The organism is Candidatus Dormiibacterota bacterium, from assembly GCA_035532835.1.
Taxonomy (GTDB): Bacteria; Vulcanimicrobiota; Vulcanimicrobiia; order Vulcanimicrobiales; family Vulcanimicrobiaceae; genus DAHUXY01.
In genome coordinates this window covers 83,529-104,191 of record DATKQG010000096.1, presented here as the reverse complement: position 1 = coordinate 104,191, position 20,663 = coordinate 83,529, and the positions used below count along the sequence as shown (strand labels likewise).

The 20,663-nt window shown below is 62.8% G+C and carries 17 protein-coding genes and 1 pseudogene; 11 read left to right on the top strand and 7 right to left on the bottom strand.

Going from position 1 to position 20,663, the window contains the following annotated elements; translation table 11 throughout:
- Entirely contained in the window at positions 1–4,263 is a 4,263-nt protein-coding gene (locus tag VMW12_12385) for a multifunctional oxoglutarate decarboxylase/oxoglutarate dehydrogenase thiamine pyrophosphate-binding subunit/dihydrolipoyllysine-residue succinyltransferase subunit (protein ID HUZ50514.1), read from the bottom strand.
- A gap of 170 nt (positions 4,264–4,433) precedes the next feature.
- Here VMW12_12385 and VMW12_12380 point away from each other — a divergent pair, with 170 nt between their 5' ends.
- A complete protein-coding gene (locus tag VMW12_12380; protein HUZ50513.1) occupies positions 4,434–5,315 on the top strand; it encodes a LysR family transcriptional regulator in 882 nt (293 codons plus the stop codon).
- Positions 5,316–5,322: 7 nt separating this feature from the next.
- Here VMW12_12380 and VMW12_12375 read toward each other — a convergent pair whose 3' ends face one another.
- The gene (locus tag VMW12_12375) at positions 5,323–6,303 is read right to left on the bottom strand and encodes a YeiH family protein (GenBank protein ID HUZ50512.1); all 981 of its coding nucleotides are present in this window, start codon (positions 6,301–6,303) and stop codon (positions 5,323–5,325) included.
- A 138-nt stretch (positions 6,304–6,441) separates the two neighbouring features.
- Between VMW12_12375 and VMW12_12370 the strand changes: the two genes are divergently transcribed.
- Complete coding sequence (locus tag VMW12_12370; protein ID HUZ50511.1) at positions 6,442–7,314, top strand: LysR family transcriptional regulator; 873 nt, start codon at positions 6,442–6,444, stop codon at positions 7,312–7,314.
- On the opposite strand, the gene VMW12_12365 is transcribed toward VMW12_12370, so the two are convergent.
- Positions 7,311–7,634 (bottom strand): c-type cytochrome, encoded by a 324-nt coding sequence (locus tag VMW12_12365; protein HUZ50510.1) that lies wholly within the window; start codon positions 7,632–7,634, stop codon positions 7,311–7,313. The genes VMW12_12370 and VMW12_12365 overlap by 4 nt on opposite strands.
- 51 nt (positions 7,635–7,685) lie before the next feature.
- Positions 7,686–8,108: pseudogene (locus VMW12_12360) on the bottom strand (hypothetical protein).
- A 146-nt stretch (positions 8,109–8,254) separates the two neighbouring features.
- Between VMW12_12360 and VMW12_12355 the strand changes: the two are divergent.
- Together VMW12_12355 and VMW12_12350 are read left to right on the top strand one after the other, a co-directional pair.
- Complete coding sequence (locus VMW12_12355) at positions 8,255–9,115, top strand: dienelactone hydrolase family protein (protein ID HUZ50509.1); 861 nt, start codon at positions 8,255–8,257, stop codon at positions 9,113–9,115.
- Positions 9,112–10,425, top strand: coding sequence for a DNA recombination protein RmuC (locus VMW12_12350; protein HUZ50508.1), 1,314 nt, complete (start codon positions 9,112–9,114; stop codon positions 10,423–10,425). Before VMW12_12355 ends, VMW12_12350 begins: the two co-directional genes overlap by 4 nt.
- A gap of 185 nt (positions 10,426–10,610) precedes the next feature.
- Here VMW12_12350 and VMW12_12345 read toward each other — a convergent pair whose 3' ends face one another.
- Entirely contained in the window at positions 10,611–11,159 is a 549-nt protein-coding gene (locus VMW12_12345) for a peroxiredoxin (GenBank protein ID HUZ50507.1), read from the bottom strand.
- A 32-nt stretch (positions 11,160–11,191) separates the two neighbouring features.
- Positions 11,192–12,340 carry an acyl-CoA dehydrogenase family protein gene (locus VMW12_12340; GenBank protein HUZ50506.1) on the bottom strand — a complete coding sequence of 383 codons (1,149 nt, stop codon included), beginning with the start codon at positions 12,338–12,340 and terminating at the stop codon, positions 11,192–11,194.
- A 47-nt stretch (positions 12,341–12,387) separates the two neighbouring features.
- On the opposite strand from VMW12_12340, the gene ftsE reads away from it, so the two are divergent.
- The 7 genes from ftsE (at position 12,388) to VMW12_12305 (ending at position 20,002) form a co-directional block, all read left to right on the top strand.
- The gene (gene ftsE, locus VMW12_12335) at positions 12,388–13,098 is read left to right on the top strand and encodes a cell division ATP-binding protein FtsE (GenBank protein HUZ50505.1); all 711 of its coding nucleotides are present in this window, start codon (positions 12,388–12,390) and stop codon (positions 13,096–13,098) included.
- On the top strand, positions 13,064–13,945 hold the full coding sequence (gene ftsX / locus VMW12_12330; GenBank protein ID HUZ50504.1) for a permease-like cell division protein FtsX: 882 nt from the start codon (positions 13,064–13,066) through the stop codon (positions 13,943–13,945). The genes ftsE and ftsX overlap by 35 nt, the downstream gene beginning before the upstream one ends.
- Positions 13,912–14,946, top strand: a complete 1,035-nt coding sequence (locus VMW12_12325) for a HAMP domain-containing sensor histidine kinase (GenBank protein HUZ50503.1) — start codon at positions 13,912–13,914, stop codon at positions 14,944–14,946. The genes ftsX and VMW12_12325 overlap by 34 nt, the downstream gene beginning before the upstream one ends.
- Positions 14,943–15,896 carry a response regulator gene (locus VMW12_12320; GenBank protein ID HUZ50502.1) on the top strand — a complete coding sequence of 318 codons (954 nt, stop codon included), beginning with the start codon at positions 14,943–14,945 and terminating at the stop codon, positions 15,894–15,896. Before VMW12_12325 ends, VMW12_12320 begins: the two co-directional genes overlap by 4 nt.
- On the top strand, positions 15,896–17,101 hold the full coding sequence (locus VMW12_12315) for a peptidoglycan DD-metalloendopeptidase family protein (GenBank protein ID HUZ50501.1): 1,206 nt from the start codon (positions 15,896–15,898) through the stop codon (positions 17,099–17,101). Before VMW12_12320 ends, VMW12_12315 begins: the two co-directional genes overlap by 1 nt.
- A gap of 103 nt (positions 17,102–17,204) precedes the next feature.
- Entirely contained in the window at positions 17,205–18,635 is a 1,431-nt protein-coding gene (locus VMW12_12310; GenBank protein ID HUZ50500.1) for a S41 family peptidase, read from the top strand.
- An 8-nt stretch (positions 18,636–18,643) separates the two neighbouring features.
- Positions 18,644–20,002: a S41 family peptidase gene (locus tag VMW12_12305; GenBank protein ID HUZ50499.1), complete on the top strand. Its 1,359-nt coding sequence runs from the start codon at positions 18,644–18,646 to the stop codon at positions 20,000–20,002.
- On the opposite strand, the gene VMW12_12300 is transcribed toward VMW12_12305, so the two are convergent.
- Positions 19,970–20,653: an HAD-IB family phosphatase gene (locus VMW12_12300; protein HUZ50498.1), complete on the bottom strand. Its 684-nt coding sequence runs from the start codon at positions 20,651–20,653 to the stop codon at positions 19,970–19,972. The genes VMW12_12305 and VMW12_12300 overlap by 33 nt on opposite strands.
- Positions 20,654–20,663: the final 10 nt, after the last annotated feature.

Here is a 20,663-nt window from a genome sequence, read left to right as displayed (position 1 = left end):
TTACTCGGTCAACGCCGCAGCGATGATACGTTCTTGTTCGACCGCGTGCGCGCCCGGGTAGCCTTCCGACGGGCTTGCGCGGTAGCCGCGCCCGACGTAATCGATATCGAGCGGCTTATCGAAACGTTCGAGAAGGCGACGCCGCACGTAGCCGCGGGCGCCCATGTTCTTCGGCTCCTCTTGCACCCATACGACGCGCTTGAGATTCGGATACGTCTCGAAGAGCGCGTTGATTTCCGTAGCCGGAATCGGCGAGAGCATCTCGATGCGCACGATCGCGGTTTTCTTCATGTTCGCGTACGCCGGTGCGCCGGCCAAATCGTAATAGATTTTGCCGGTGCATAGGATGATGCGCTCGATCTTCGAGCGATCCGTGACGTTGGGGTCGTCGATGACCGGCTTGAACGTACCGGTTGCCATGTCGTCGATATTGCCCGATGCGATCTCTTGGCGCAGCAACGATTTGGGCGTCATCACCACCAGCGGCACGGGATTCGGCGAACCCGCCTGCATGCGCAAGAGATGGAAATAGTTCCCCGCGTTCGACGGATACGCGACCCGCAGGTTGCCTTCCGCGGCGAGTTGGAGGAAGCGTTCGAGGCGAGCGCTGGAGTGCTCCGGCCCTTGCCCTTCGTAACCGTGCGGCAGCAGCAGCGTTAAACGCGACGTCTGCCCCCACTTCGCTTGCCCGGCTGCGAGGAATTGGTCGAGGATGATCTGCGCGCCGTTGACGAAGTCGCCGAACTGCGCCTCCCACAACACGAGCGCTTTCGGGATCGCAGCGGCGTAGCCGTATTCAAAGCCGACGCACGCATACTCCGAGAGCGGGCTGTTGTGAATCTCGAACGACGCGGCGGCATCGGCCAGGTGCTGGAGCGGCACGAATTGACGATTGGTCGCCGGATCGTGCAACACCGCGTGGCGATGGCTGAACGTTCCGCGCTCGGTATCCTGGCCCGTGATGCGAATCGGCACGCCCGACGCAAGCAGCGACGCGAAGGCCAAACCTTCGGCCATGCCCCAGTCGACGAGCCCCTTTTCCGCGATCAACGCCCGGCGCCGGTCGAACTGCGTTACGAGTTTTTTGTTGATGGTAAAACCGTTCGGTACGCCGACCAGCGCTTCGCTCCACGCTAGGAGCTTCTGCTTTTCGATCGGCACGAGCGTGGCGGTGGGGAGCGGCGCCGATTGCGCGATTTTCTCGATCAGCCCCGGGCCGCGCTCGCTCTTCACGGCCTTGTAGGCTTCCTGAAGTTGCGCGGTTGCATCGTCGACCATCTTCTTGGCCGCTTCCGCATCGATAATGCCTTGCGCGATCAACTTGCTCGCAAAGAGTTCGCGGGCCGTCGGATGTGCCTTGATCTTCTCGTACATCAAAGGCTGCGTGTAGGCCGGTTCGTCCTGCTCGTTGTGACCGGGGCGACGGTAGCCGATCAGATCGATCAGCACGTCGCGCCCGAACCGCTTGCGGAACTCGAGCACCAAATGAACCGCCGAGATGCACGCATCGATATCGTCCGCGTTGACGTGCACGATCGGCACGTCGAAGCCTTTCGCGAGATCCGACGCGTAACGGGTCGAGCGCGAATCGCGCGAATCGGTCGTAAAGCCGATCTGATTGTTGCCGATGATGTGCAGCGTACCGCCCGTCGCATACCCGTGGAGCGACTGCAAGTTGAAAACTTCCGAGATGATCCCTTGGCCGGTAAAGGCCGAATCGCCGTGAATGAGGATCGGTGCGGCTCGTTTGACGTCGTACGCCGGCCGATTGTGCGCGTGGTCCGTCTGCAATGCGCGAGCGCGGCCTTCGACCACCGGGTCGACCGCTTCGAGATGGCTCGGGTTGTGCGCGAGCGTTACCATGATTTGCTTGCCGCCCGAACTCGTGTACACGCCGGTCGCGCCGTGATGATACTTCACGTCGCCGGTGACGTCGTCGCCGCCGACTTCGCCGCGCTGGTGCGCGGCTTCAAACTCGCCGACGATTTCCTCGTACGGAGCGTTGACGACGTGCGCGATGACGTTGAGGCGCCCGCGGTGCGCCATGCCGATCACCGCGTTGGGTACGCCGTCGTCGGAGAGCATATCCAACGCCTCTTCGAGCATCGGCACCATCATGTCGAGGCCTTCGCCCGAGAAGGTTTTTTGCCCGAGGAACGTCTTGCGCAGGTAGCGTTCGAGCGTTTCCACCCGCGTGAGCCGCGCAAGGAATTCAACTTGACGTTCGCGGCTGAGCGCGAGGCGATATGCGCCCGATTCGATATTTTCGCGCAGCCAACGGCGCTGTTCGGTATTCGAGATGTGCTCGAACTCGTACGCAATCGTCGAGCTGTACGTCTCGCGCAGGCGCGGCAGAATATCCGCCAGTGTCGCGCCCGGGAGCTTCACGTTGAGCACCGATGCCGGGATCGCGCTCTGCAGCGCGGGGCTAAGGCTATAGGTGGCCGGATCGAGCTTGGGGTCGCCGACCGGTTGCGAGCCCAGCGGATCCAGGTGCGCAGCGAGATGCCCGTGCGTGCGATACGCCGAGACGAGCGCCATGCCCGCCGCAACCGCGCGCAACATTTCATCGGAGACATTCTGCGCGATCGGTTCTTCCCGTACGACGGGGGCCTGGGCTGCTCGCGCAGCCGGAACGGCTGCCGGCGCACCGAGCGCGAGCGATGCGAAGATCGCGTCGTAGAAGCCGTCGTTGCCTTGTAAGAACTGGTCGACGCGGCGCAAGTATTCGCCGGACTGCGCGCCCTGAATGACGCGATGATCGTACGTGCTGGTCATTTGCATGACCTTCGCTACGCCCAACTGCTGCAGCGCCGCTTCGTTCGCACCGGCGAATCCCGCCGGATAGCCGATCGCGCCGGTCGCAAGGATCGCGCCTTGCCCCGCCATCAGGCGCGGTACCGATGCGACGGTGCCGATGCCGCCCGGATTGGTCAACGTAAACGAGGCACCTTGCAGATCGTCGGCGCCGAGTTTGTTATCGCGAGCCTTCGCGACCAACGCTTGATAGGCGGCGTAGAAGCCCGCGAAATCGAGCGCATCGGCATGCTTGATGACCGGGACAACCAAGAATCGCGTCCCATCCTTACGCTCGCTATCGACGGCAAGGCCGAGGTGAATGCCGGGCTCGACGCGTTGCGGAACGCCCTTTTCGTCGCGACGGAAACTATAGGTGATGAACGGCATCTCGTGCGCCGCGCGCACCAGCGCGTAGGCAACCAGGTGCGTGAACGAAATCTTTTCGCTGCGACCGGCCGTCTTGAGCGCCGCGTTGAGCTGCTTGCGTCGCGCGTCCATCGCGTCGACCGCGAGCGTGCGGAAGCTCGTGGCCGTTGGAATTGCGAGCGACTGCTCCATGTAGCCGATCAGCGCGGCGGCGGGGCCCTTGAGCGTCGTGACGTTGGCACCCGTGGCCAGCGGCACCATTTGCTGCGCGGGAGAGGCGCTAGATGCTTTGCGTTTCGCGCTCTCGCGTTGCGCTTGCACGTCCGCGCGCAGAACCATACCGCTCGGGCCCGTTCCGCGTACGAGCGCGAGGTCCACGTCGAGCTTGCGCGCGACACGCTGCGCCTGCGGTGATGCTACAACGTTGGCGCTGCGCGCCGCCGGCGGTGCGGGCGCGGCGGCCGCAGGCTGCGCCGGAGCGGGGGCCGGGGCGACGCTCGGTTTTGCAGGGACGCCGCTTGGCGCCGCATTCGCGTCGATCTGCGCTAGCTTGGCGCCGACGGCGACGGTGTCGCCGGGCTGCGCGTAGAGTTGCGTGACGACGCCCGAACTCGGGGCGGGCACTTCCACGTCGACTTTATCGGTGGTGACTTCGACGATCGTATCGCCTTCGCTCACGAATTCACCGATTTTTTTGCGGAACTCGATGATCGAACCCTCGGCCACCGATTCGCCCATCTCCGGCAGCGTGATATCGATCAGCTTCGGCTCGCTCGCAGCCTGCTTGGGCGCGCTCTCAACTCGTTCGGGCATGCTCACCGTTGCGCCGTTCGCGTGCGTGGCGCCGTTCGAGCTTGCGACTTTGCTGGTGTCGATTTCAACCAGGGGTGCGCCGACGTCGACGCTATCGCCCTCGGCCGCCATCAATTTGGTAATCACGCCGGTCGCCGTAGCCGGTACTTCAACGTCCACTTTGTCGGTCGTAATATCGACCAGCGTATCGCCCTCGGTCACGAAGTCGCCGACTTTTTTGCGCCATTCCACGATCGCGCCTTGCGTGACCGACTCCCCCATCTCGGGGAGGGTAACGTGAACCATCGTGTCCGGCACTCTTGTACTCCGTCTGACCTGCTCGCACGAGCAAACGCGAAAAATCCGAACCAGGCATTTCGCTCTAGCTCAGTACCACCATCTTACTCCCACAAATCGTACCCTCCAATGACGGCAAGAAGAAAGATTTATGTCGTTGATGGAATGAATACTCGGATATGGAACTCCAGCAGCTGGCCTACTTCCGGGTGGTTGCCAGAACCGAGCATTTCACCCAAGCCGCCGAGGAGCTGGCGATCACCCAACCGGCGCTGAGCCGAGCGATCGGCCGCCTGGAGCGCGACCTCGGGGTGGCCCTGTTCGATCACCGCGGCCGCTCCGTCCGGCTCAATCGGTACGGACGGGCGTTCTTGGGGTATGCGGAGCGCGCGCTCGCGGCCCTGGAGGCCGGGCGCCGCGAGGTGACCGACCTAGCCGACCGCGACGCCGGGGTGATCGCGTTCGGCTTCGCTCACGCCCTCGGAACGCGCATCGTCCCGGATCTCATCGCGAGCTTTCGGGCGCAACACCCCCGCGCGCGCTTTCAACTCTTGCAGAATGCTTCGCACATCATCCTCGCGGAACTGGAAGCGGGCGATGTCGATCTCGCGCTGGTCTCGCCCGTTCCGCCCGCAAGCGAACGCATCGAGGCGGTACAACTCGCGTCGGAAGAATTGTTCCTGGTGGTGCCGCGCGGGCATCGCTTCGCCAAACGCCGCGTCGTGAATCTGGCCGAATTGCGCGACGATACATTCGTGTGTTTGCGCGAAGGCTACGGTTTGCGCACGCTCACCGACGCGTTCTGCGCGCAGGCGGGATTCGTACCGAAGATCGCGTTCGAAGGCGAGGAGATTGCGACGCTGCGCGGCTTGGTGGCCGTGGGTTTGGGCGTCGCGATCATCCCCGCCGCGCTTGCCCCGCTGGAAGGTGCGCCGCCGAACATTCGCATCGGCGAGCCGATCTGCCGGCGTAGCATCGGGCTCATGTGGGAGCCCTCACGCTACCAACCCGAACTCACCCAACAGTTTCGGCATCACGTCATGACGTCGTTTCGCTCGTGAAATGCGACTAACCGATGTGTCCGAAGTGCGCGATGAGCAGGCTCGAGCACGCGATGGCCACCCATAGAATCGCGCCGAGTGCGAGCGGGCGCAAACCGGCGGCGCGCATCTTCTGCACGTCGGACAACAGTCCGACGCCGGCGAGCGCGGCGACGATCGTGAAGAGCGCGAGCTGTTGGATAGGCTGCGCGAACGCGGCCGGAATCGCGCCGAACGAGTTCAGCGCCGCGGCGACGATGAACCACACGACGAACCACGGAAAAATCGCGCTCCAAGCGATGGGCGTATCGCCTTTCCGCGCGCTCGTCATGCGCTTCCATCCGTAAAACGCGACGATCGGCACGATCAGCAACGTACGCGTCAACTTGACGATCACCGACGTGTTGCCGGCGACGTGACCGTATGAGAATGCCGCGGCGACGACCGACGAAGTATCGTTGATCGCGGTCCCGGCCCATAAGCCGAACGCCGATTGCGAGAGATGCATCAGGTGTCCGAGCGCCGGAAACGTCAGCACCGCTACCACGTTGAAGAAGAAAATCGTTCCCATCGCGTACGCGACGTCCGATTGCTCGACTTCGATCACGCTCGCCATCGCCGCGATCGCGGAACCGCCGCAGATCGCCGTGCCTACGCCGAGCAGACGGCGCAGGTCTCTATCGAGTCCCAGCACGCGACCGATCACATACGCGAGCGTCAGGGTCACCACCAGCGTTCCAAGCATAACCGGAAGCGACGCCGCGCCGCCGCGCTCGATCTGCGCGAGCGAGAGATGCGCGCCGAGCAGCACGATCGACCATTGCAAGAGTTTCTTGCTCGAAAAGGCGATGCCCGGCACGAGCGGCGCGGCAGGTGCGCGCACCGCCGTGATCGCGACGCCGATCAGAATTCCGAAAACGGGCCCCCCGATGAGCGGAAACCACCAGCCGAGCAGGGTCGCGACGAGCGCGATCGCCACGCACAGGATGAGGCCGGGGAGTATTTTCACGAATCTGGCTCCTTGACGTCGTGCGAGGCGTGCAGAGCGCACGCATGGTTCACGACACGCTTATCGTAAATCTGCGCCGTTTATAAGTCAAAGTATTATTTCAATTGATTTGCTATAGTATTACTTATGGATATAACGTTGAGCCAGCTCGAGTCGCTCCGCCAAGTTGCCAAGCAGCGCAGCTTTACGAAGGCGGCGCGCGCGCTCCGCATCACCCAGCCGGCCGTTAGCCAGCAGCTTGCCGCACTCCAGCGATCCCTCGGGATCCGGCTGATGGAACCGCAACGCGGCCGGCCCCAGCTCACCCAGGCGGGCCTCTTTGTGGCGGCCCGCGCGGAGCTCATCGGGGAACAGATCGACGCTTTCGTTCGCGAAGTGCATGAGTACGCGCGGGGCGAACGCGGTGAGTTGCACGTCGCCGCAACGCTGACGATCGGATCGTACGTGCTGCCCGGCGCCTTGCGCGCTTTTTGCGCGAAACATCCGGGCGTCGCACCGAACGTCGAAATCGTCAACACCAGCGCGGTCGTCGCACGCGTGCTCGCGGGCGAAACCGGGATCGGATTAGTCGAAGGCACCGTCGACGAGACCGGCGTCGACGTGCGTCGCTTCGGCGGCGACCGTTTGGTATTAATCGTTCCCGCGAGCGGCCATCCGCTCAGCGATGCAACGCGCATCACCGCGCAAGCGCTCGCCGCGTACGCGTTCGTAAGCCGAGAAGCGGGCTCGGGAACGCGCGATCACGGTTACGAAGCGCTGCTGCGCCGTGGCGTTACGCCGCCGATCGCGATCGAATTTCCGAACGGTGAAGCGATCGTCTGCGCCGTTGAAGCGGGCTGGGGCGTTGCGATCCTCTCCGAGCTCGCGGTCGAACGCGCGCTCGCCCTGGGCAGCGTGCGCGCCCTAACCATCGACGACCTCGCTCTCGATCGCGACTTCCGCGTCGTCACCGCCCACGGCCGCGCGCTACCGCCGGTCGCGAACGCATTTCTTGCGACGCTGGAGCGCTAGAAGAACTTCGCCGGCAATGCCGGTGACGACATGGGCGCCGAGCCGTTGAACTTCGGGCGGGGATGCGAGAGTACGAACGCCGCGATGTCGTAGGCTTCTTTGACCGAAAGCGTTCCGGGTGCGTTCTGCGGCATGTTGTATTTGACGAAGCCCGTCATGTTGGCAAGGTTCGCCATGCCTGCGCCGCTGTTGAACGACGTTGCTCCCCACAGCGGGGGGAACGCGCCGCTAATGCCCGCGCCGTTGGCTTGATGGCACGTCACGCATTTCTGCGCGTACAGCTTACCGCCATCGGCAACGTCCGGTGCGGTGCTCGGCACCGTGACGGCGAAACTATCGGCCTTCGCTTTGGGCGTGCCGACGGGAACGTCGCGCGAGATGTACGCAAGGTAGGCCACCATCGCGATCATCTCTTTGCTCGTGTAGGCGGGGGCCCGGCCGTTCATACTGTAGAGGAAGCACTCCGCCAACCGGTCCTGTAGCGCGATCACGCGCTTCGAGCGCTTGTTGTATTGCGGAAACCGAGCGTAGACGCCGGCGAGCGACGCGCCGCGCGGCACGGTCCCGGCGGCGATATGGCACGACGAGCACGTCATGTTCGCGGTCACGTCGGCTTTGAGATACTTTGCCGGGTTATCGATGACGTCGTGGCCCAACCGAATTTCCTGGCCTAACGGCCCCGACGGCAATGCCGACGCATCGTACAGCGCGCCGGTCGCGGATGCGGACGTGGTCGCCGCGCCGGTCGTCGCCGGCGGAGGGCTCGAGCACGCGCTGGCCCCAAAGGCGAGCATGGTGAGCGCGACCGCAATGCGCAGAGGAGACTTCGCGTGCATGGGGACCTCTCATCAAGGAATCGGTTGAGGACTTGGTTCCCCGTTTCGGCTCGATCCAACCTCTAGCGCGGGTGAGCACGGCGACACAAAAGAAGATAGGCAGTATGAAAGATCCGGTCGACCCCACGCAGTCCACTTCGCCGGAATTTTCGCGCGGCGCATTCGTGGGCATCTCGGCCGCGGCCGGGGCGGCAGCCGCGACCGGAGCCGCCATGGCCGAGACGCTGGGCCGCCCGCATCCGCCGCTGGTGGCACCGGACGATCCGAGCATCGTCGCGCGATCCATCTCCCTTAAGCGCCCGGATACGACGATCGACGCCTATGCCGCATGGCCGGCCAACGCGCATGCCGCAACGCCGGCGCTCGTCGTCGTCATGCACATTTGGGGCGTCGACACCTCGATTCGCGACGTCGTCCGGCGCTATGCGAAAGCCGGCTTCGTTGCGATTGCGCCCGACCTTTACTCGCGCTTCAAAGCGCCCAGCGGCGACGGCGTCTCCGATATCGCCGTCTTTCGCCCCTACTACCAACAACTCGATCGCCAACAATACGACGGCGATATTCGCGCAGCGGCCGAATGGGCCAAAGAACGCTCGCCCAAAGCCAAGACCGGCGTGACGGGATTCTGCATGGGCGGCCACATCGTTTTGCAACAAGCGATCGACAACGGCAAATTCTTTACGACCGCTGCACCGTTCTACGGCGCCGTCGACGGCATCGAACCCGATTTTGTCGACGTACCGATCTGCGGCAGCTACGGCGAACGCGACACCAGCATCCCGGCCGCCGATGTCCGCGCTTTTCAAGCCGCGTTGCACGTACCGAACGACATCCGCATCTATCCCACCGCCGGACATGCCTTCTTCGACGATCAGCGCGCTTCATACGTGGCCGTGGCGGCGCACGACGCGTGGAAGCGAACGCTCGCGTTCCTCACCAAATACGTCGGAACGCCGACGCCGTGATCGAGAACCCCATCGCAATCGCCATCGTTGCCCTGTGTATCGGCTTCGCAATAGGCGCGCTCGTGCTTCGCACGATCTCGCAGAGCGCGCTCGTACGCGCGCAAGAACGTCTCACCGCCGCATTGGCGCGAGCCGACGAAACACAACAACGCGTGCAGCGCGAAGAACAGCTCCGCAGCGATGCCGAACGCGCCGCAAGCGCGGCCCAAGCGCTCGCCGCGGGCCTGCAAGCCACGCTCGCCGAGACCTCCGAAAAGCAACAACACGCCATCGAAGCCCTGCTCGAACGCACCAAGTCGGAACTGCGCGAAACAACCGCCTCGCGCGCCAGCGAACGCGTCGGCGAACTCGTCGCGCCGATCGCACAAAAGCTCACCGAATTCGACGCATTCGTACGCGAGATCGAAAGCAAACGTAACGCCGATACCGGCGGCCTCAAAGAACAAATCGCCTCGCTCCTCTCGCGCGCCGAAAAACTCGAGCTCACCACGGCCCAACTCTCGAGCCACACCTCAACGCTCGTGACCGCACTGCGCAACCCCGCAACGCGCGGTAAATGGGGCGAAATTCAATTACGCAACGTCGTCGAAAAAGCCGGAATGCTCTCGTACTGCGATTTCGAAGAGCAGCAGAACGTCGTATTAGAAACCGGCACGTCGCGCCCCGACATGACGATCAATCTGCCGGGCAACCGGCGCGTCTTCGTCGATGCCAAGACCCCGATCGACGCGCTTCAAGCCGCATTCGAAGCCTCCGACGAAGCCGCGCGCCGCGAACTCACGCGCCAGCAAGCCCGCGCGCTCTCCGACCACGTCGATGCCCTCTCCAAACGCAATTACCACACCGCCGAAGGCTCGGCCGATTTCGTCATCCTCTTCGTCCCCGGCGAAGCCTTCCTCAGCGCCGCACTCAACGAAAACCCCACGCTGATCGAATACGCGCTCGATAAAGGCGTGCTCATCGCCGGCCCGCTCTCGCTGATCAGCCTCCTACGCTCGTTCGCCATGGGCTGGCAAGCCGTCAAACAAGAAGAGAACGCCAAACGCATCGCCGCAATCGGACGCGAACTCTACGACCGCACCACGCGCTTCGCGGAGCGACTGGTCAACATCGGCAAACATCTCGAACGGTCGGTCGGCGCATTCAACGAAGGCGTCGCAACCTACGAAGGCCGCCTCCTACCGCAAGGCCGCAAGCTCAAAGAAGACGCGGCCTTCGCAGCCGAAGATCTGCCCGAGATCGCCACCATCGACGTCGCCCCGCGCAACATCACCGCCATCGACGCCCGCACCAAAGCCTCCGGCGAATAGCTATCAGCGGCCGGTGTGCGGTGCTGAGGGCGCCTACGCCGTTGGGACGGGGCCTGTGAGGGAGGAGCGGAGCCAGGATGGCGGGAGCGACGACGAACGGAGCAATTTTTTCGCACGATGCGAAAAAATGGGCGTCCCCGTCCCAATGGTGTAGGCGATCTCAGCACCGCGCACCGGCCGCGTTACTACTGCTGCTTGGCCTTCCAGGCTCGCAGCGCTGCGAGCGTGTTCGTGACGTGCTGGTCGGGATTGAGGTTGGTGTACGTGTAGAGAATCGTGCCGTTGGGTGCGATGACGTACGACGTGCGATCGGCGTAGGCCGGTGCGAGCTTCAGCACGGCGTCGTAGGCTTTTTCGACCGACTGCGTGCTGTCGGCGGCGACGGCGAACTTGCTGCGGCACACGCTCACCGAGAACTTCTGTAATTTCGCGATCGGGTCGTGCGAGACGCCGATCACCGTTGCGCCGAGCGCTTTGTATTTGCCGATTGCGTCGGCGAAATCGTGCGCTTCAATCGTGCACCCGGTCGTAAACGCCGCGGGGTAGAAATACAGCACGACCGGACCTTTCTTCAACGCTGCGGCGAGCGAAAACGGGAAGACGTTCCCGCCCTTGGATGCTTGCAGCGTGAAATCGGGGGCTTTGCTGCCGACGGGTAGCGCGGCGAGCGCGAGCACCGGCATCGCGAAGAGCGCGATGCCGAGCAGGGCCGAAAGACGACGTGCGAGTTTCATGAAAGGCAACCTCCACAGGAAGAACGTTTGCGTTATAGGCCCATCAAGCGGGCGATGACCACGCGCTGCACTTCGTTCGTGCCTTCGCCGATTTCGTTGATCTTCTGGTCGCGATACATGCGCGAGACCGGGTATTCGTCCATGAAGCCGTAGCCGCCGTGAATCTGGACGGCCTCGTTGACGACGCGGCGCGAAACTTCGGCGGAGTAGAGTTTGGCGAGGCTGGCGGTCTGGACGAAATCGCGACCGTTGTCCTTCTCCCACGCGGCTTTGAGGATCATCATCTTGGCGTGCTCGATCTCGCAGAGCATGTCCACCAGCTTGAACTGGATCGCTTGGAATTTGCTAATCGGTTTGCCGAACGCATGGCGGTCTTTAGCGTACTGCAATGCTTCGTCGTAGGCACCCATCGCGAGGCCGATCGAGAGCGCAGCAACCGAGATGCGGCCGCCGTCGAGAATCTTGAGGAACTGCTTGTAGCCTTCGCCGCGCGGGCCCAGCAGGTTCTCTTCGGGGATGGTGGCGTCGACGAACGAAAGCTCGCGCGTATCCGAGGCGCGCCAGCCCATCTTGCGATACTTTTTGCTGCGCGCGAATCCGGGCGCATCTTGCGGCACGACGAGGTTGGAGATTTCGGGCTTGCCGTCGGCGCGTTTTCCGGTGACCGCGGTGATCGTTGTGCCGCCGCTGATATCCGTCCCGGAATTGGTGATGAAGGCTTTGGTGCCGTTGATCGTCCATCGACCGTCCGCTAGGGTTGCTTTGGTTTGGCAGTTACCGGCGTCGCTGCCGGCGCTCGGCTCGGTGAGGCCGAATCCCCACAGCATCTTGCCCTGTGCGAGCGGCACCAGATAGCGTTCCTTTTGTTCCTTGGTGCCGAACAAATAGAAGGGCGTCGCGCCCAGCGAGACGTGAGCGGCCATGGTGATGCCGGTCGAAGCGTCGGCGCGGGCGATCTCCATGACGGCCAGGGCATAGCTCACCGTGTCGGCCCCGGCTCCGCCGTACTCTTCAGGGAACGGCAATCCCATAAAACCGAGCTCGGCCATCTTCTTTACCAAGTCGTACGGGAAGCGCTCTTCGCGGTCCATCTCCTCGGCCTTGGGCTTTACCTCGTCTTGCGCAAACTCGCGGGCGAGGGACTGGATGGCTTTCTGCTCGTCGGTTAAATCGAAATTCATAGCCCGAAGGTATAGCTCGCGGCCAAAGGTAAAACCCTCCCGCAGCGATGATCTCTTTGCGCGGCGTCTCTCTGACCTATCCCAACGGAGTGCGCGCCCTAGACCATGTGAGCCTGGAGATTGCCAAAGGCGACTTTGTCTTTCTCGTCGGCCACTCCGGAACGGGAAAATCCAGCCTGCTGCGCTTGCTCTACCACGAATCGACGCCGACCTCCGGTGATATCACCGTTGACGGCATCCGCGTGGAGAAGCTCAAGCGCTCGCGCGTTCCGGCGCTACGCCGGCATCTGGGCGTCGTCTTCCAAGACTTCAAATTGCTCTCCGACAAAACGGTGTGGGAGAACGTCGCGTTCGCGATGCAAGTGACCGGCGCGCATAGTCGCGACATCATGCGACAGGTTCCGCGCGCGCTCGATCTCGTCGGCCTCTCGCACAAGAGCCGCATGTATCCCGGCGAACTCTCGGGCGGCGAACAACAACGCGCGGCCATCGCCCGCGCACTCGTCAACAATCCGAAAATTTTACTCTGCGACGAACCGACCGGCAATCTCGATCCATCGAATACGACCGAGATCATGGAACTGCTTCTACGCATCAACCTCAAAGGGACGACCGTCGTCGTCGCCACCCACAACCAAGCCGTCGTCGATCGCATGCGCCGCCGCGTCGTGCGCCTCGAAGACGGCAAGATCGTCACCGACGAAGAACGAGGCTATTACTATCTTGGACTGGGGCAAGGTCAAGTTCTTTCTGGGTGAGGTGTTGCGCAATTTTACGCGCAACGCCGGCATGCAGGCTACCGCCATCGGCACCGTCGCGATGACGATCGTGCTCCTAGGGGCGTTTCTCTTCATTCGCGGCACCCTCACGGGCTTGGGCGACCAAGTACTCAACCAAATCGAAGTCTCGGCGTACCTCTCGTACGACATCACGCCGCAGCGAACGCACGCGCTGCGCAATGCGATCGCTAGCGACCCGCGGGTTCGTTCGGTGCAATTCATATCGAAAAAGCAGGGCTTGGCCGAACTGCGCGCCCGCACCAACGGCGTCATCGATACCTCGCTGCTGACGCAGAACCCGCTCCCGGATAAGCTGCGCGTGCGCGTGCGCGACCCGCAAGAGACCGTCGCCGTCGCCGCGGCGATTCGTAAGATGCACGGCGTCCAAGACGTCGTCTATCCGCAAACGGTGGTCGAGCGGCTGCTCCAACTCGGAGGCGTCCTGCGCCGCATCGGCATCGTCGTGATCGGGGTCTTTCTCCTGGTCGCGGGAATCATTATTTCAAACACGATCCGGCTGACGGTTTTTGCCCGGCGCCGCGAAATATCGATCATGCAACTCGTCGGCGCAACAAATATGTACATTCGCCTCCCGTTTATCTGCGAAGGTTTGCTTGCGGGAGTCTTTGGCGCGCTGATCGCGGTGGTGGTGCTGGCCATCTCGAAATACGAACTCTGGCCCAAGCTGCTGCTGGCGCTCCCGTGGGTGCAACTCAATGCCGGAAGCGTCGACCTTCCGGTGCTTGTTGCCCAACTCGTTCTGGTGGGCGGCGCCATCGGCGTCGTAGCTTCGTGGATTTCGGTCGGACGACACCTACGCACGTAGCATCGTCGCAACGCATCGACATACCGTTCGATGCATTGGTACGCCTATCCACCGATGGGCTGGCTCTGGTGTCGCACGACGGGCTCGTTCTCGCATGGAGCGACGTGGCATCGGCGATCACGACGATCGTATCCGAAGCGGCGATAGGTGCGTCGTTCTCCGCGCTCTTCAATAACACGCAGGCGCTGATCGGCCTGGACGGCACGTCGGCGCACGTGACGCTGGTGCCGGTTTCGCAGCCCGCACTGGAAATCCGCGCGCTTGCGGTCGCAACGGGCGAAGGCCATCTGGTCTCGTTCGGCCCGCAACGACGCTTCGAACAGATCGAGCAACTCAAGAGCGAGTTGCTCGCTACGCTTTCTCACGAACTCAAAACGCCGCTGGCGACGATTAAAGCGTTCGCAACGACGCTGCGCGAGAACCCATCGGATGAGAAGCTGGACCGCGACGATTACTTGCGAACGATCGATCAGCAGGCCGATCGCTTAGCGCGAGCGCTCGATGGACTGCTCCGCGCGGCCCGGGTGAGCGCCGATCAATTGCCGCGACGACGCGAGCGCATCGCGCTCGATCGCCTGCTCGAAGACGCGCTCGCGGAGCTGCCTTTGGAGGCCGCCGATCACCCGGTCGAACGCCGGACGCTCGGCGTCGACGTCTGCGGCGATCCCGCGCTGCTGCGCGAGATCCTCGTGCACGTGCTGCGCAACGCGATGATGTTTTCGCGCGAGGGCGCGCCGGTCGAGGTGAGCGGCTCGATGATCGGCACCTCGACGGCCATCTCGGTGCGAGATCGCGGCATCGGCATCGACGCCGAGCACCTGCCCTATATCTTCGAACGGTTTTATCGAGCCGAACCGAAGATGACCGCTTCCACCAGCGGTGCCGGCCTAGGACTCTTCATCGTGCGCGCTTTGGTCCGCGCTCACGGAGGATCGATCTCGGTCGAAAGCACGCTCGGTAGCGGCACCCTGGTTACCATCACGCTGCCGGTGCGCGAATGAACGCCGCGAACGATCTCGGCGCGCATAAAGTGCTGGTCGTCGACGACGACCGCAACCTGCGCAAAATTATCGCGACGAACTTAGAGCTAGCGGGGTTTCTCGTTACCAGCGCCATCGACGGGCGCGACGCGTTGGAGAAAATCGAAGACGACGTGCCGGATGTCGTGTTGCTCGATCTCATGATGCCGCTCATGGACGGCTACGAGGTTGCGCGGCGCATTCGAAAACATCACAATCTCGCCATCGCGAACGTCCCGATCATCATCCTCACCGCGAAGGGCGAAACCGAAGATAAGCTGCGCGGATTCGAAGCCGGCGCGGACGATTACATGACCAAACCGTTCGGACCGCAAGAACTCCTAGCGCGCGTTCGCGCGAAAATCCGACGCGTCGAAGTCGATTCGTCGCTCTCTCCGCTGACGCGGTTACCGGGTAATCTCGCGATCGAAGGCGAGCTTCGTCGGCGCATCGGGGATGCCGAGCCGTTCACCGTGTTGTATCTGGACTTGGATAATTTCAAGGCCTTCAACGACGTCTATGGATTCACGCATGGGGACGAGGCCATTCAAGTGGTCGCGCGGGTGACGCTGGACGTGGTGCATCGCCGCGGAACTCCCGACGATTTCGTCGGCCACATCGGCGGCGACGATTTTATCCTCGCGACCGCCCCCGATCGCGCGGAAGAGGTGGCCCGGGAGATCATCGCCGAGTTCGATCTCGCCATTCGCGCCCTCTACTCCGCCAAGGACCTGCGAGCGGGGTATATCGAAACGCGAGATCGTCGTGGTACCCTCAATCGATCTCCCATTATGTCGCTCTCGATCGCGATCGTGGCTAACGATCTCGGGCAAATCACCAACTACGCGCAAATCGGCGAGATGGCCGCGGAGCTCAAGCGCTACGCCAAGTCTCTCACCGGATCGGTTTTCGTAAAGGATAAGCGCCGCTAGTGCCGTTCAAATCACTGGTTTCGTTGCTGTTCGTATTCGCGCTGCTGCTCCCCGGCACGGTGAGCGCCGGAACGACGCTGCAACAGCGGATCGATGCTCAGAGCCGTCGCGCCCACAAGCTTGAAGCGAAGCTCCACCTCAAACGGGTGGAGTTGCACGCCGCGGCATTGACCGAAAGCCAACTTCAGGCACAGCTCAGCGAGACCAACGGTGCGATTTCGAACGTCAATCAGCATCTGGGCTCGCTCGCCGAGCAGCAGCGATCGACCGAACGCCGCCTAGCTTGGAATACGACCCAGCTCGACGCGGCGCAACGCTCGTTGCGCTTGCAAGACGGCCTTCTCAAGAAGCGCTTGGTCGACATCTACGAAAACGGTGACATGAGCTATGCCGCCGTTTTGTTGTCGGCGCGCAGCTTTACCGAATTCGTCGAGCGATGGGAAGATTTGCGGCTGCTGATCGCCGCCAACGAACGTACGGTGTCCGAGCGAGCGAAAACCGAAGCGAAAGTGGCGTCCGCTCAGGCGGATCTCGAGCGGAGCCAGGTTGCGCTGGCATCCGAGGAACAGGCGCAACGGCAGGCTCGCACGCAACTCGGAGCGCTGGCCGACGAGCGTCGCAACTTGGTCGCGCTTGCGGACCAGCAGCGCAACCGCAAGGCGACCGAGGTCGCGCAGCTTGAAGACCTCTCCGCCGCGCAAGAGGCGCAGCTCGAAGCTCTCATCCAGGAGCGGCAGCGAGAACTCGAGGCACAACGCGAAGCCCAAAGACGCGCCGCCGGGATCGCCGGTGCGATACCGCCGCCCAACGAAGGGGCACCGCGATCGTTCTCGTGGCCCGTTAACGGCACCATCACCTCGCCCTTCGGGTGGCGCTCCAACCCCTTCGGAGGCGCGCCCGACTTCCACACCGGCCTCGATATCGCGGCACCGACGGGTACCACGATCGTCGCGGCGGCGGCCGGCACCGTGATTCTCGCGCAGTGGTACGGCGGTTACGGCAATTTCGTGCTCATCGACCACGGCGGCCACGTTTCGACCGGCTACGGGCACATGTCGGCGATCTACGTTTCGGTGGGCCAGCACGTGCAGCGCGGGCAGGCGATCGGCGCGGTCGGCATGACCGGGCTAGCAACCGGCCCCCACGTTCATTTTGAGATTCGCATCAACGGCAAGCCGGTCGACCCCGCCCCCCGCCTCCACTAGCCGGCGTCCCATCCAAAAGCTTCCCACCGCTCGTTAAGAGTTTTGGAGTATGGTGGCGAAGAGCAACTCCCGGTAGCCCTATGCGGGTACATACGAGAGGATTATGACCGGAACGTTTCGCGCGCTCGTGGGAGCGCTTATCGTGGTTCTTATTGCCGCCGTCGGGGCGGTCTATTTACGCGACCGCGCGAGCGCCGTGGCGCTCTCCGAGAGTCACGTCAGCATGACGAACTTTCAAGAGCATCGCGATGCGCCCACCTTGGCCGCCTCCGACGGAACGTCGCTGGTCGAACTCGCCGCGCAGAAGCTCCAGAATCGTTTCTACAAACCGATCGCCGCGCAGACGCCGGTCAACGGCGAGTCGAAATGGATCGAAGCCTATTTGAAGAGCAAGCACGTCGCGAATCCGACGCTCCCGCACGAGGACGCATCGGGCAACCTTTCGCAAGATTCCGCGCAACTCGCCGCCGTGTTGCGTTACGCCGACGCGCATTACGCCGGCGCGCTCGGGCCGCAAGGCCGCGCCGATCTGCAGGAAGCCGCGCTGCGCGGCATCATGGGCTCGGTGAAAGATCCGTACACCGTCTATCTCTCGCCCAAGGAGATTCAGAGCTTAACCGAATCGCTCTCGGGCGGCAACTTCGGCGGCATCGGCGTGTATATCGAACAACTCAAGGATCTCCAGGTCGTCGTGATGCCGATCGAAGGCCTGCCGGCCGCGCGAGCGGGCATGAAACCCGGCGAGATCGTCGACAGCATCGATGGCCACAGCATTCGCGGGCTTTCGCTCGATAAGGTCGAGCAGATGATTCGCGGCCAACAGGGCACCGTCGTTCATCTCACCACGCACGCGTTCGTCGTTCCCAAGAGCAAAGCGACTCCGAGCCCGGAGCATAGCTACGCGATCGTCCGCGAAATCATTCGGGTTCCGACCGTGCACGCGAAGATGGAAGGCAACATCGACTACATTCGCCTCTCCGACTTCGGGCAAACTTCGGCCGACGAGATCCGCACCGCGCTGTTGAACGGCAAGGCCAAGGGCGCGAAGGGATACATTCTCGATCTGCGCGACAACGGCGGCGGATTGCTCGAGGCTGCGGTGCGGATATCGAGCTACTTCATCCCGCAGGGCACGATCGTCTCGACCATCAAGCGCGACGGCAGCAAGATCACGGAGGAGGCCGACGGCGATGCGATCGGCGGCCTCTCACCGCTGGTCATTCTCGTCAACGGTTACACCGCCAGCGCGTCGGAGATTACCGCGGGCGCCCTGCAAGATTATCACCTCGCCACCCTGATCGGCACCAAAACGTTCGGGAAGGGTGTCGTGCAGACGATTTACGATATGCCGAACAACGGCGCGCTCAAGATTACGACGGCGAGATACGTCACGCCGCTCGGCCGCGATATCCAGCATAAGGGGATCATGCCGGATATCGTCGTTCCTCAGAATCCCGACCCAATGCTGATCGATACGCCTCGCGACAAGCAACTTGCCGTCGCGAAGGCACGATTGCGCAAACTGATTCGTTAGCAGGCATCATGAAACGTCTCTTCTCTTTGGCTCTCGTCGGCATCTTGGGTGCCATGATGGTGCAGCTCTCGGCGATGTCGAGCGTGGCCGCATCCGGCACCCTTACCGCAACCGATACGAGTGAAATCGCCACCAGCTACGGCCACCTCACCACCGACTTCTATAAAAAGGTCGACCCGCAAAACGTTTTGGACGGCGTCCACACCGCGTTGCAGGCGCAACTGAAGAAGGCCGGCATCAAGAAAACCTTGCCGCCGCTGCTCGCGGGCCCGACCGGGAACGCCAACCTCCATGCAATCGATCATCAGATCGATGCGGCGGCGAAGCTCGGCGGTGCAAAGATCGGGGCGCATGCTCTAACGTATGGTGCGATCGACGGCATGATGAAGTCGGTTCACGACCGTTGGACCGTCTTTCTCACACCCAAAGAGTATGCGGCGCTGAACCAGGGGCTCGACGGCTCCGATTTCGGCGGCACGGGCATCGTGATTCAGACCGATTCGAAGACGAAGTATATCGCGGTCAGTAACGTCGTCCCCGACGCACCGGCCGACAAAGCAGGCGTGCAGCAAGACGATTTAATCACCGCGATCAACGGCGTTTCGACCAAAGGAATGTCGCTGAATACCGCAAGCGCGCACCTGCGCGGTAAGGCCGGCACGACCGTCTCGATCACCATCGAGCGCGATGGTAAAATGCTTGCGCCGATCACGCTGACGCGCGCGAAAATCCACCAACTCAGCGTCTATCCGAAGATGCTTCCCGGCAAGATCGGGTACGTCGCGGTCACGGTCTTCGGCAAAGATACCGGAGCCGAGTTGACGACGGCGCTCGACCGGCTGCAGCAGGAGGGCGCGCGAGCGATCATCATGGATCTGCGCGACAACGGCGGCGGCTACCTCGACGCGGCCGTAGCGGTGAGTTCGAAATTCATCCCGAGCGGGCCGATCGTTTCGGTCGAATCGCGAGCTTCGAGCATTACCACGCTCGAGGCCGATGCCACGGCGATTCCGCCGATGCCGTTGGCGGTGCTCGTCAATCAATACACCGCGTCGGCATCGGAGATTACCTCCGGCGCCATTCAAGATAGCGACGTCGGGACGATCATCGGTACGAAGACCTTCGGCAAAGGCGTCGTGCAAACGATCTTTCCGCTGCCGGACCGTTCGGCGGTGAAAATCACCACGGCGCGATACCTCACGCCGCATAATCGCAACATCAATCACCTGGGCATCACGCCCGACATCGTGCTGCCCGAGAACAAAGGTGCGCGTTTCGGCGACCCGGCGAAGGACGCGCAGCTACGTCGCGCGATGCAATTCGTGGACGGTCAGTTAGCCAAGCTCTCCGCGGCCAACGGGGAATGATTCTCCGGATCCGGGGGTCGCGAAGAGCGATCCCTGGATCTGCGAGAATCGTTCGAAGTGCGTGAACGCTACGCCGCGCTCTCGAAGGTACGCTTCCAGCGCGAGCCCTTTTTTGGCAAAGCGCCGGTCGGCGACGAGCGCCGCTTCGAAATCCGAGTGTCCGTCGCCGATGAACATCGTGGAGGCGCCTCGTTCCTTTGCCGCGCGTACCGCGGCAGCTTTATCGTGGCCGTTATCGGAGTCATCGCGGAATCGCAGCCGCCAACCCCGCGGATCGGCATCGACTTCGTTGGCGTAGACCGCAACGTGCGAGAGCTCGGCGCGCGCGAGCGCGCGGCGAATGAGCGGAGCAATGCCCGACGAGAGCACGGTGACGCTACAGCTCCTCGCTTCGCATGCGCGCACGAACGGCGCAAAGGTCGGGTCGAGCACGGTCCGTTCGGCCAACAACGCGTCGGCGTCATCCAGCGAGAGACGAACGTGCGCGAACTGCTCCGCGAGCACTTCGCGCAGCGACATGCTGCCGTCGCGTAGCGCCGCCTCGAGATCGTTCCAACGCTCCGGTCCCGCGCTTGCGCAGACCAGAACGTCGGAGGTGTCGAGGTTGGTGATCGTTCCGTCGTAGTCGACGAAGAGGGCCCAGCCGGCCATCGGCATGGCT